The sequence below is a fragment of the Parasedimentitalea denitrificans genome (assembly GCF_011813015.1).
GTDB lineage: Bacteria > Pseudomonadota > Alphaproteobacteria > Rhodobacterales > Rhodobacteraceae > Parasedimentitalea > Parasedimentitalea denitrificans.
In genome coordinates this window covers 425,375-437,772 of record NZ_QHLQ01000001.1, presented here as the reverse complement: position 1 = coordinate 437,772, position 12,398 = coordinate 425,375, and the positions used below count along the sequence as shown (strand labels likewise).

Below are 12,398 nucleotides of genomic sequence, written 5' to 3'. Positions count from 1 at the left end.
GATGTTGGGACCAACCGGACATGTAGACACGTTTTCACGAGATGGGTTGCCACCGGTTGAGCTACAGCCGGACTATCTGCTCGATGGGTTTGATTACCCTGACCACCTGAACGTTGGGTACGAACTGACCGATGCCATGGTGGCCAAAGGGTTTGGCGATAACACCGCGCTGATTGGCAATGGTCGGCGGCGCACCTACAAAGAGCTGACGGATTGGACCAACCGACTGGCGCATGTTCTGGTCGAGGATATGGGGGTTCAGCCGGGAAACAGGGTTCTGATCCGGTCGGCCAACAATCCGGCAATGGTGGCGTGCTGGCTGGCGGCCACCAAGGTTGGGGCGGTTGTGGTCAATACCATGCCTATGCTGCGGAGCGGTGAAATCGGGCAGATTGTCGACAAGGCCGAAATCACCCATGCGTTATGTGACACACGCCTGATGGATGATCTGGTGAAATGTCAGAAGGCCAGTAAGCACCTAAAGCACGTTATGGGCTTTGATGGCACGATGAACCATTCGGCGGATCTGGACCACTTGGCGTTGGAAAAACCGGTTCAGTTTGAGACCGTCAAAACCGGTCGTGATGACGTAGCGCTGTTGGGGTTCACGTCGGGAACGACGGGTGAGCCAAAGGCGACGATGCATTTCCACCGTGATCTGCTGATCATTGCGGATGGCTATGCCAAGGAAGTGCTGAATGTTCAGCCAACGGATGTCTTTGTCGGCTCACCACCGCTGTCGTTCACTTTTGGGCTGGGCGGTTTGGCCATTTTCCCGCTGCGGTTTGGGGCGGCTGCGACCCTGTTGGAAAACGCATCTCCGCCGTCGTTGATTGAGATCATCCAACAGTACAAGGCCACGATCTGCTTTACCGCGCCGACGGCCTATCGGGTTATGCTGGCCGCGATGGAGAAGGGGGCTGATCTGTCGTCCTTGCGCGCGGCGGTGTCTGCAGGTGAGACCCTGCCAGCGCCGATCTATCACGACTGGATCAGGAAGACAGGCAAGACCATGTTGGACGGCATTGGTGCGACAGAGTTGCTGCATATTTTTGTCTCTAACCGGTTTGAAGATCACATGCCGGGTTGCACCGGGAAAACTGTCGGTAGCTATGAGGCCAGGATCGTTGATGCCGATATGAACGATGTGCCGCAGGGCGAGACGGGGCGGTTGGCTGTGCGTGGGCCGACTGGCTGCCGGTATTTGAATGACGCCCGACAAACGGCCTATGTCCGCGAGGGTTGGAATATCACTGGCGACAGCTTCACCATGGATGAAGATGGCTATCTGCACTTTGCGGCCAGAAATGACGACATGATCATTTCGTCTGGCTACAACATCGCGGGCCCCGAGGTCGAAGCGGCGTTATTGGGGCATCCGGCGGTATCGGAATGCGCGGTTGTGGGTGCCCCAGACGAAGACCGTGGCATGTTGGTCGAAGCGCATGTGGTGTTAAAGCCGGACAACAGTGCAACCGACGAAATGCGCAAAATCTTGCAAGATCATGTGAAGGATACCATCGCACCTTATAAATACCCCAGATCCATTAAATTCCGCGAAACCTTGCCCAAGACAGCTACTGGGAAAATTCAGCGCTTTTTGCTGCGTGAAGCAGACGCGTAGAGAAGTAGGGCTGAGGGAGCGTGGTTGTTGAAACTTTTTCTCGACGATCACACGGATATCGGGCACTTCTTCAATGGCAAACTGCTTGATGTTGACGGGATCGGGCAGACCATAAGGCGCTGACCTATAAAGCGTTTTAAAACCGTCAAGGACAACACTGGAGGATTTAAAATATGAAACTGAAATTTCTGGCGCTTGTAACTGCGCTGACGTCTGTTGCCAGCCTGGCGCAGGCCGACGTGAAGGTAGGCATGATTACCACCCTGTCTGGTGGTGGTGCTGGTCTTGGGATCGACGTGCGTGACGGCTTTATGTTGGCGATCAAACAGTCGGGTCGTGATGATATCGAAGTGGTGATCGAAGACGATCAGCGCAAGCCTGATATCGCTGTGCAACTGGCGGATCGCATGATCCAGTCGGAAAAAGTTGACGTTCTAACCGGTATCATTTGGTCCAACCTTGCCATGGCTGTTGTGCCAAGCGCGCTGGCGCAGGGTAAATTCTATCTGTCGCCTAACGCAGGCCCATCGCAACTGGCCGGTAAGGGCTGCCACAAGAACTATTTCAACGTTGCTTGGCAGAACGACAACCTGCACGAAGCAGGCGGCGCTCATGCGAATAGCACAGGGTACAACAACACCTTCGTTCTGGCACCAAACTACCCGGCTGGCAAAGACGCGTTGACCGGCTTCAAACGTGTTTATGAAGGTGGGCTTTCGGGTGAGCTGTACACAAAGCTAGGTCAGAAAGACTATGCATCTGAGATCGCTCAGATCCGGGCATCTGGTGCTGATAGCGTGTATTTCTTCCTGCCGGGCGGAATGGGTATTTCGTTCCTGAAGCAATACGCAGACAGTGGTCTGGAGCTGCCTTTGGTTGGACCGGCGTTCAGCTTTGATCAGGGTATTTTACAGGCTGTTGGTGATGCCGCGCTGGGCGTTGCAAACACTAGCCAGTGGTCAAAAGACACTGCCAACCCAACAAACGAAGCCTTTGTTGCGAGCTTTCAGGCGGAATATGGCCGTCTGCCATCGCTGTATGCGTCGCAGGGTTTTGACACTGCGAACCTGCTGATCAGCGCGGCGGGCTCGGCTGATGTTGCTGACGGTGATGCATTTCAGGCTGCGCTGAAGGCGGCAGATTTTGCGTCGACACGCGGCGACTTTGCCTTTGCGGGCAACAACCACCCGATCCAGGACATCTATGTTCGTGAAGTGATCAAAGAAGGTGACATCTACACAAACAAGATTGTGTCGACAGCGCTGGAAGATCACTCAAACGCATATGTTTCTGACTGCAGCATGTAAAAAGACTGCCGGGCCGTTCATGCGGCCCGGCACCAAGATAAGGGGCAGGAAATGTCACTAGTTCTGCTCATCGAGCAAGTATTAAACGGACTACAATTCGGAGTGATGCTGTTTTTGATGGCGGCCGGTTTGACCCTAATTTTTGGGGTGATGGGGCTGATCAATCTGGCGCATGGCTCGTTCTACATGATTGGCGCATTTGCGGCTGCTGCGACGGCTGCTGCAACGGGGTCGTTCCTGTTGGCACTGGCGGCCAGCCTGGTTGCGGCGGCGGTGGCTGGGGCCATCGTTGAAATGACGGTGATCCGGCGGCTGTATAACCGGGACCATCTGGACCAAGTTTTGGCGACATTTGCGCTGATCCTGATCTTTTCCGAGGGCACCAGATGGCTGTTTGGGTCGTTCCCGTTGTTCCTGGATATTCCTGATTACCTTGCTGGGCCGATTAGTCTGCCGTTTGGTATTCAGTACCCCCAGTACCGATTGGCGATCATCGCGGTGGGGCTGGTTGTTGCCGGTGGTTTGTTTGCGCTGATTGCCAAGACGCGCATTGGTATTCAGATCCGCGCGGGCGAGAGCGATCGCGAAATGATCGCCGCCTTGGGCGTTGATATCTCAAATCTATATACATTCGTTTTCGCCCTAGGCGCGGCCTTGGCTGGTATCGCTGGCGCATTGATCGGCGCCATTCAATCGGTGCAGGTGGGGATGGGCGAACCCGTTCTGATCCTTGCCTTTGTTGTCATCGTGATTGGCGGAATTGGTTCGATCAAAGGCGCGCTCTTGGGGGCGCTGTTGGTCGGGTTGACCGACACATTGGCCGGGTTCCTGCTGCCCAATGCATTTGGTTTGGTCATGGACCCCGCTGCGGCGTCGGCGGTGGGATCATCACTGGCATCGATGTCGATCTACGTTCTGATGGCCGGTGTACTGTTGTTTAGGCCCACTGGCCTGTTTGGAAGTTCATAAGATGCGCAAAGAAACAATCCTGAACGCCTGCGTTCTGCTGGGCCTGCTTGCGGTGCCACTATGGGCTCTGAGTGTGGATGAGCCGTTTATCATTACCCTTGCAACCAAGGCCGTTATTTTTGCCATCGCTGGGGTCGGGTTGAACTTTGCCCTGGGACTTGGTGGGCTGGTCAGCCTAGGGCATGCCGCCTTTTTCGGAATTGGTGGCTATACGATGGGCATTCTGGCCAGCCACGCACAAAATTACGCGCCGTTGATGGAATGGCCGCTGGTCATTGAGGGCACGAAATCGATGCCGGTGATCTGGCTGTTTGCGGTGCTGTTCAGTTCCCTGGCCGCCCTGGTGATCGGGGCGCTTAGTCTGCGGACCTCTGGTGTGTATTTCATCATGATCACGCTGGCGTTCGGTCAGATGTTGTTCTTTTTCATGATCAGCTGGCCTGCCTATGGGGGCGAGGACGGATTGGTTATCTATGTTCGAAACGGGTTCCCCGGATTGAATACGCTTGATCCGATCCAGTTCTTTGGCATCTGCTTTGCGATCCTGTGCATCGTTCTGTTTCTGGTGTCGCGCATGGCAAGATCGTCGTTTGGTTTGGCCCTGAGTGGTGCGCGCCAGAACGAAGAACGGATGCAGGCTGTTGGGATGGTTCCTTACCGGCTCTACTTGATCGCATTCACGATTTCCGGCGCGATTACTGGGCTGTCGGGCGCACTGTTTGCGGATCTGAACAGGTTTGTCAGCCCGACAATGTTCAGTTGGCAGACCTCGGGTGAGATTATGATCTTTATCATTCTTGGCGGGACAGGGCGCTTGTTTGGGCCGGTTGTCGGTGCGGCGGTGTTTATCCTGCTTGAGCACATGTTGGGTGGATTGTCAGAGTTCTGGCATGTCTATCTGGGGGCTATCCTGCTGGGTGTGGTGCTGTTTGCGCGTGGTGGCCTAATTCACTTGGTCGCCGGTCGGGAGGTTGCCCATGACTGATCCTATTCTGGACGTCCGCAATGTCTCAAAATCTTTTGGCGCGTTAAAGGCCAGTGACAACATTTCACTGACTTTGGTTCCGGGTGAAATTCACGCTTTGATCGGCCCAAACGGCGCCGGGAAATCGACGCTGATCAAACAGATCGCCGGTGGGCTAAAGGCAGACAGCGGTGAGGTTTGGTTTGATGGCGAGGAAATCACTCATAAAACCACGGTAGCGCGGGCGCGACTTGGTCTGGGGCGTACGTTTCAGGTGTCGTCGCTGGCAATGGATTACACGGTTGCGCAGAACGTCGTGCTAGGGGCGCTGGGTCACCGGGGGAAGATCGGGCTGAAAGGGTTTTTCCGTCCGGCGATGAAGGACAAGGCGCTGTTAGAGGTCGCCCATGATGCGTTGGCGCAGGTTGGGCTGGAAGAGTTTGCAAATACCATCACATCCGAGCTGTCGCATGGACAGCGCCGCCAGTTAGAAGTTGCGGTGGCGCTGACCTTGTCGCCCAAGGTGTTCCTGATGGACGAGCCGATGGCCGGGCTGGGGGCGGAAGGGTCACAGCGGTTGACCGGGTTCCTGGATCAGCTCCGTCACAAGGCGCCGATCCTGTTGGTTGAACACGATATGGACGCGGTGTTTTCACTGGCGGACCGGATCAGCGTGCTGGTCTATGGCGAGATCGTTGCAACAGGGACGGTTGATGAAATCCGCTCTAACCCAATTGTTCGGTCGGCCTATTTGGGTGAGGAGGACGAGGTATGAGCCTACTGAAGCTTTCGCATGTATCTGCGTTCTACGGGTCTGCGCAGGCCTTGTTTGATGTTCATCTAAGCATCGACGAGGGGCAGGTACTTGCCGTTATGGGGCGCAATGGGATGGGTAAGTCGACAACCGTTAAAGTGATTTGTCGCATGCTGGAGAACCGTGGTGGCAAAGTACTGTTTGCCGGGCAAGACCTGGCGAATGTGCCTACGCACCGCGCCGCGCGTTTGGGGCTGGGGCTGGTTCCGGAAGGGCGGCGTTGCTTTCCGAACCTGACAGTATATGAAAACCTGATTGCCTCGGCGCGTCCCGGTGCGTGGAATTTTGCGGCGATTGCCAAGCTGTTCCCCCGGCTAGAGGAACGCCGAGATCAGTTGTCGACGTCGCTGTCTGGCGGCGAGCAACAGATGCTGGCGATCGGTCGGGCGCTGATGACGAACCCACGGCTGCTTATTCTGGACGAGGCGACCGAGGGGTTGGCGCCGGTTGTACGTCAGGAAATTTGGGCTGCAATCTCGCGGCTGAAAAATGAGACCAATATGGCCATTCTGGTGATCGATAAGTCGTTGAAGGAACTAGGAACTGTGGCTGACACCGGGGTTATCCTTGAAAAGGGCCGCACAGTTTGGAGCGGCGCGTTTTCAGACCTTACGCCGCAGATCACTGATCAGTATCTGGGCGTCTAAGAGAATAGATTTCGAATTGCTGCCCCGCTGGGGCAACATTTGCAGGAGAAAAGCACATGAACAATACGGTAATTCACCCCGAAGGTTGGGCTCCGGCAAAGGGTTATGCGAACGGCGTTCTGGGGGGCGATGGCACGCTGTATATCGGCGGGCAAATCGGCTGGACCGCAGATCAGGTGTTTGTCGAGCACAGTTTCATCGGCCAGATGGAGCAGGTACTGAGGAATATTCTGGCGGTTCTGGAAGCCGCCGGTGGAACGGCCGAAGACCTTGTGCGTCTGACTTGGTTTGTGAAGGACAAAAAGGAATACATGGCCAATCAGGGGCAGATCGGCCAGACCTACCGCCGTGTGTTGGGGCGTAATTTCCCGGCGATGTCGCTGGTTGTTGTCGCGGACCTGCTGGAAGACGAGGCGCTTCTTGAGGTGGAAGGGACCGCGTTTCTGGGTGAGAAGTAAGACCGAAAATTGCGTTGTTACCTAGCGCAGCCATAACTCGGCTGCGTCAGTATAGAGTGCCGCCGCTCTTGCAGAGTGGCGGCAGTTTAGTGCGGACCAAGCGGTTAGTGTTGTTCCAGGCGCCATTCCCATGGGGGCTGTGTGTATGCCTGCCAAATGCCTATGCTATTGGCCTGAGCCGAGTTCGTTTCGGAAACGTAATAGCTTTGATCCCGATCAGGCCATGCCAGGCCTTCTTCGACCAGTAATGCACCAACATCACGTCCGTCTGCTTGGCAGGATGCCACATAAAGCCCATGGCTGCCGTCTTCACTGGTGAAGCATTCAACACGGGAAGCCTTGTTTATGATACTTCGAGCCCGATCACTTGATTTGGCAGAGCAATCCCACGAGGCGCCATCTGGTGTGTTACAGAGCTGTGCTGCCTCAGGCGCGTCGATGCCAACCAAACGTATTCTGAGATTGCCCAGTGCAAAGAAATCACCGTCGATGATCCGAAAGGCTTCGCCCGGAGCAGAGACGAGAGGGCGGATGTTGGCAGAAAGCGTCTGAAGACTGTGCAATTCCAAAAAGATCTTGGCCGAAATTGGATCTGTCGGCGGCAGCTCAGTGGCTGAGGTTAAGCTGGCTATTGTCGCAAGAGTGGCGGCTGCAATGGAACGCAAAATAATCATGGTACTGATCGCTCAAGTTATTGGGTTGGACCGTTGTCTGGTCAAATAATGCACCCAAAGAGAGAAAATTTCAGTTAACTCACCACAATTCATTGTGACCCAACACGCCGCATTTTGTGGTGGAGATAGTATGCCCTGTGTCCAGACCTCTACAAACTCCACTGGTAATGGATTGCGAGGCATGAAATGGGCTTTAGCCTAGCAGCCTCAATTCTTAGCCCGAAAAGGGGAGAAGAAGAGGTAAAGAGCTGCCGTCAGATTTAAGAGCTGAAATGCGAAGCGCGGCCCGCAGAAAAGGGGCCGCGCCTCAGAATTTGTCTTCGAAAAGGCTTAGGCCAGTGCGAGATTCACAGCGGACTCACGACCGTCACGGCCGGGCTCGATGTCAAAAGTCACTTTCTGGTTGTCGGCCAGGCCAGTCAGGCCGGAACGCTCAACGGCGGAAATGTGAACGAACACATCTTTGCTGCCACCTTCAGGTGCGATGAAGCCGAAGCCTTTAGTAGAGTTAAACCATTTTACGGTGCCAGTGGCCATATCCGTAGTCTCCTATTTAGTTGCTGTCCGCGTTGGTGCGACAGCCCGGCATGTCAGGTCTGGATCGAAAGACTGAACGCCGTAGAACGGGAGACAGTAGGCCGAAAAAGAAAAACGTAAGCCACCTTCATGTGCTGGATTGTGGCGCAGCTATCAAGAGTAAATTTTTCAATAGGCATAGTTTAGCTTAAACCTTTGATTTCAAGTCAGCTTGGGCTTTTGGGTGGTCAGAGTTCCATTGGGACGTGAAGTGAATGAAAGCGCTGGTGTGGTGTTGCTGTACTGCCTTGAAATCAATCGATAAATATGACTTATCGCGGTGTCTGGCTGTTGGTTTTCAGATCTGTGAGTTTGATTTGACCACCTTCCACCGCTTGGAAACGGTGGTTGCTGCGAGGTGGTCTATAGGCTGATGCTACTTGGGAAAGCGATTAAAAGTCAGTTGTAAACTACCGGTGATAGTAGCGTAAAAGAGGGGGAATAGGCTGATCTGCCCTGCAAATTAGGCTGTTTGGCGAGTGATTCGTTTCCGGAATCGACCGGTTGTTTGGGTCTTTAACTACAAAGGACCGCTAGTAATTCGCTGACCATCTGAATGTCTTTGGGCCGTGAAAGGGTAGGGGCGTGTCCGCAGTCTGGTATCTGTGTCACATGAGGGCGCGGGCCTTTGAGCTGCATGCGGGTTAGGATCTCAGTTGTCAGGATGTCCGACGACATGCCACGGATCACATGGGTTGGCAGGGTTATCGTGGCGTAGTCGCTCCATGTGGATTTGATGCCTGCGGATGATAAGAACTGTTGGGTAATGGCGGGGTCGTAATGGAGTGTGATATTGCCCTGATCTGTCCTCCGTATAGAGGCGCGTGTCATGCGCTGCCAGAACTCTGGACTGGCTGGGCCAAAGGGGGCGTAGGTGTTGCGCAGCCAATCGTGGGCCGCGGATATGTGATCAAACACTGGCGGTTCGCAGACGTATTGAACAATCCGGTCAATGGCTGACTGCGGAACTTCGGGCCCGATGTCGTTGACAATCAGGCAAGAGATGCGGCTGGCATCGGGGCTGGCGGCCAAGTGCATGCCTATTGCCCCTCCCATAGAGGTTCCGAGCCAAGCCACGCTGTTCATGTCGTAGTGATCCATCAGTGCAATGGCGAGGCGTGCGTAGGCGTCGATACAGTAGTCAGATTTCGGATCGCTCGACCAGCTGGACAGGCCACGGCCGATTGTATCGGGACAGATGATGAAATATCGGTCTGACAGTGCTGCGGCCAGTTCATCAAAATCCCGACCTGTTCGTGCCAAGCCGTGCCACATGACCAGCGGTTGATTGTTCCGGGTTCCCCATTCGGTGACGTGCACTTTGTGGCCTAGTGCCTTGACCAGTGAAAATTGGGGGCCGCGCATTTGGTCATTCCTTTTACAATCAAGTTTCGGCGACCCCATGGGCGAAAGTCGCGGCTTGTTAAATTTAGCTTTTCAGCGGAAAATTATCTGTCGTCGGATCTGATGAATGAGGCGCGGCGGGCCTGCGTATAGACCTGTTGAAAGGCATCGACGGACATATAGCCGCCGGTCTGGACTGCGCCAGCGGGGGCCCTTACTGATCTGCGCCCCGGTAGTGAGAATGAACCGTTATGTGCATGGTATTGCATACACTGGTTGTCCCAGCAGTTCAGGTTTCCCTGAAGTTTTATCTCGGTGCTGCCATTCGTCGACGTTCGCGCTGCACTATTAGGGGTGTCGCAGGCGGCCAAGATCAAAAGAGCCGGAAGAATATAATGTGCTTTCATTACCGTATCCTCAGAGCCGTTGTTTTTCGCGGGGTGGCTAGTGCTGCCCAAAAAAGAAGGCGAGCGGCCAGTCTGGATACTACTTGAAATCGGCCCAAATGCAATTTGGGCCGGTCTTGTTTTTTTGGCGTTCAGTCGACTTAGAAAATAAAGTCACTTCTATCCAGATCGGCAAGCAGCAGGTTCTCCAGCAGCACTGATCCGCCGTTGCCGATGTCAATCAGTAGCCCGTCAGCTATCTGCGAGGCCGCGGCTGTTACATCGGCAAAGGATGTCAGTGCTGTGACGCCTGTAAACAGGATCCGGTCGCCTTCCGTGGTGGAGAAATCGGTAATCCGGTCCGCCCAGCTGCCATCTGTAAAGACAAAGACATCTGCCTCTGTTCCGCCAATCAGGATGTCATCGCCGTCCTCACCTTCTAACCGGTCGGTGCCGCTGTTACCCAGCAAAAAGTCATTGCCAGAACCGCCGATCAGCCTGTCAGCGCCATCCTCGCCGTACAAGCGGTCATTCTGGTTGCCTCCGTGCAAGAGATCATTGCCGTGGCCACCAAACAACCGGTCAGAGCCGTCTTCTCCGAACAACCGATCATTTCCTTCGTTTCCGTACAGCCTGTCAGAGTTGGTTCCGCCGCTTAAGGTGTCGTTGCCCAAGCCACCAAACAGGCTGTCTGCGCCGTCTTGCCCATATAGTTTGTCCGCGTCATTTCCGCCGCTGAGGGTATCGTTGCCCGATCCGCCAAATAGGTAGTCCAGACCATCCTCTCCATATAGTTTGTCGGCGTCATTCCCACCGCTGAGGGTGTCGTTCCCCAATCCGCCGAACAATCGGTCTGTACCGTTTTCGCCATATAGCTTGTCGGCGCCGTCTTCGCCGACGAGTGTATCGTTGCCCGATCCGCCAAAGAGCCGGTCTGCGCCGTCTTGTCCATATAGCTTGTCTGCGTCATTCCCACCGCTGAGGGTGTCGTTCCCCGATCCACCATACAGGCTGTCTAACCCGCCTTGACCATATAGCTTGTCTGCGTCATCGCCACCACTGACGGTATCAGCGCCAAGCCCACCGATTAGCCGGTCCATACCGGTTTCTCCGTAGAGTTTATCCGCGCCACTGCCACCTGTTACGGTGTCGTTGCCTGCCTGTGCGTAGGCTCGGTTGTCGCCGTCGCCCAATTCAATGGTGTTGTCGGCGGTATTGCCTGTGACTGTGTCGTTACCGGAGCCGGAAATCAGGTTCTCTAGCAGGGTGCCCACCGCAATGCCTACATTGCCGATCAGGCCGCCCACATCAGAAAAATACCCACCCCGCATTTCGATCCGGTTTGCGGTTGAAAAGGGGCTGGTGTCCAGTGTGTCTGTGCCCTCGGTATCGTGGATCGTAAAGGCAATGGTGCCGCCACCGTAGGTGTTGGTGCTTGTTGTCAGGTTGCCAAAATACACGCCAAGTGGACCGCCGAGGTTAGAATTGGCTCCCCAGATTGTGTCGCCTGCTGTTTCGCTGTTGCCGTTGGCCGCGCCGTAGAGGTCCTGAATGGCGATGATATCCGCCATCATTGGTGTAAGTACCAGTGCTCGGCTGGCGTCGGTTTCGGTGTTTTCTGCCTGACTAAAGTAGGACATCAGCGACAGCTGCCAGCTGTCATTTGTAAACCTGTTATCCGTGCCGTAGGCGGCTCTTCCGTTGTAATCGCCCTGATGGCCTAACCCCAAGGCATGGCCGATTTCGTGGAGATAGGTCTGTAAGGAATAGCTGTCGATAGTGGTTCCGTAAGAGTCGATCCAGGATGTAGAGACATTGACGATGGAATATCCTGTGTTGCCGCCAACGACATTATGCGAGCTTGAGTAGGCGCCACTATCGTGATCCTGAAAACGGATATCCGCATCGGTATTGGTGGTTTCGTCGAACAGGATATCAGCGACCATTTCCCAGGCGTCAAATGCCCAACGCGCCAGTTGTTGTCCGGCTGCGGTTAGGCCGGTCAGGTTTACTGAGATGACGTTGCTAGACGATGTATCAAAGCTATGGCGAATAAAGCTGTTGTCCGCCCAAAAACCGTCGGTCAGGTAGGCGGCCAGTTCATTCAGTGTTCCCAGTACTGGGTCCGGGCCTGAGGGGCCGCCCGAAGTGACTGATAGTTCGTAGGTTCCGGCATATCTGTCCCTGTAGCTGCCAGCAGAGACATAATAGGTGCCACTGACGTCAACAGCCCCAACCATTGTCGAATTCAGGCTTTTGCCATTGTCGTCATTGGAGGCAACCATTTCGCCGGCGGAGTTGTAAAGGCGTAGATACGGGTCGGCGAGTGTACCGCTGCCGCCATATGCGCCTTCGAGATTGAATGTATTGACCTCTCCGGCGTGCAGCTCGATCCCAATCCAATCTCGGTCACCGGTGGACAGGTTTCCGGCAAACGTATCACCAACAGAAATAGAGTAAGTCGTCGCGGTCGTCGCCGCAGCGTCTATCGTTTCTGACACTCTGGCAGACGATGTGGGCCCTTCTGTGTGATGAAGCTGGTTTGGGTAAGTTTGCAGGTTTGAAAAAGTAGTCATTCAGTCTTCCCGTCTCGTTCCAAGCCGTGCTGATCCAGCGACGCAATGAAGGTTTTGCG

The 12,398-nt window shown here is 54.8% G+C and carries 11 protein-coding genes; 7 read left to right on the top strand and 4 right to left on the bottom strand.

Annotated features, from left to right (window positions below):
• Position 1: 1 nt before the first annotated feature.
• The 7 genes from DL239_RS02125 (at position 2) to DL239_RS02095 (ending at position 6,783) form a co-directional block, all read left to right on the top strand.
• A complete protein-coding gene (locus tag DL239_RS02125) occupies positions 2-1,624 on the top strand; it encodes an AMP-binding protein (protein ID WP_167681756.1) in 1,623 nt (540 codons plus the stop codon).
• Positions 1,625-1,797: 173 nt separating this feature from the next.
• On the top strand, positions 1,798-2,931 hold the full coding sequence (locus DL239_RS02120) for an ABC transporter substrate-binding protein (RefSeq protein ID WP_167681754.1): 1,134 nt from the start codon (positions 1,798-1,800) through the stop codon (positions 2,929-2,931).
• Positions 2,932-2,982: 51 nt separating this feature from the next.
• Positions 2,983-3,900 carry a branched-chain amino acid ABC transporter permease gene (locus DL239_RS02115; RefSeq protein ID WP_167681752.1) on the top strand — a complete coding sequence of 306 codons (918 nt, stop codon included), beginning with the start codon at positions 2,983-2,985 and terminating at the stop codon, positions 3,898-3,900.
• Between the two features lies 1 nt (position 3,901).
• Positions 3,902-4,885, top strand: coding sequence for a branched-chain amino acid ABC transporter permease (locus DL239_RS02110; RefSeq protein ID WP_167681750.1), 984 nt, complete (start codon positions 3,902-3,904; stop codon positions 4,883-4,885).
• Entirely contained in the window at positions 4,878-5,639 is a 762-nt protein-coding gene (locus tag DL239_RS02105; RefSeq protein WP_167681748.1) for an ABC transporter ATP-binding protein, read from the top strand. The genes DL239_RS02110 and DL239_RS02105 overlap by 8 nt, the downstream gene beginning before the upstream one ends.
• Positions 5,636-6,325 carry an ABC transporter ATP-binding protein gene (locus tag DL239_RS02100; RefSeq protein WP_167681746.1) on the top strand — a complete coding sequence of 230 codons (690 nt, stop codon included), beginning with the start codon at positions 5,636-5,638 and terminating at the stop codon, positions 6,323-6,325. Before DL239_RS02105 ends, DL239_RS02100 begins: the two co-directional genes overlap by 4 nt.
• A gap of 56 nt (positions 6,326-6,381) precedes the next feature.
• The gene (locus tag DL239_RS02095; protein ID WP_167681744.1) at positions 6,382-6,783 is read left to right on the top strand and encodes a RidA family protein; all 402 of its coding nucleotides are present in this window, start codon (positions 6,382-6,384) and stop codon (positions 6,781-6,783) included.
• A gap of 104 nt (positions 6,784-6,887) precedes the next feature.
• Here DL239_RS02095 and DL239_RS02090 read toward each other — a convergent pair whose 3' ends face one another.
• The 4 genes from DL239_RS02090 to DL239_RS02075 all read right to left on the bottom strand — a co-directional run bounded on the left by DL239_RS02090 (position 6,888) and on the right by DL239_RS02075 (position 12,339).
• Positions 6,888-7,457: a thermonuclease family protein gene (locus DL239_RS02090; RefSeq protein ID WP_167681742.1), complete on the bottom strand. Its 570-nt coding sequence runs from the start codon at positions 7,455-7,457 to the stop codon at positions 6,888-6,890.
• A 330-nt stretch (positions 7,458-7,787) separates the two neighbouring features.
• A complete protein-coding gene (locus DL239_RS02085; RefSeq protein WP_138161676.1) occupies positions 7,788-7,994 on the bottom strand; it encodes a cold-shock protein in 207 nt (68 codons plus the stop codon).
• Between the two features lie 555 nt (positions 7,995-8,549).
• Positions 8,550-9,398, bottom strand: a complete 849-nt coding sequence (locus DL239_RS02080) for an alpha/beta fold hydrolase (RefSeq protein WP_167681740.1) — start codon at positions 9,396-9,398, stop codon at positions 8,550-8,552.
• A 526-nt stretch (positions 9,399-9,924) separates the two neighbouring features.
• The gene (locus DL239_RS02075; RefSeq protein WP_167681738.1) at positions 9,925-12,339 is read right to left on the bottom strand and encodes a M10 family metallopeptidase; all 2,415 of its coding nucleotides are present in this window, start codon (positions 12,337-12,339) and stop codon (positions 9,925-9,927) included.
• Positions 12,340-12,398: the final 59 nt, after the last annotated feature.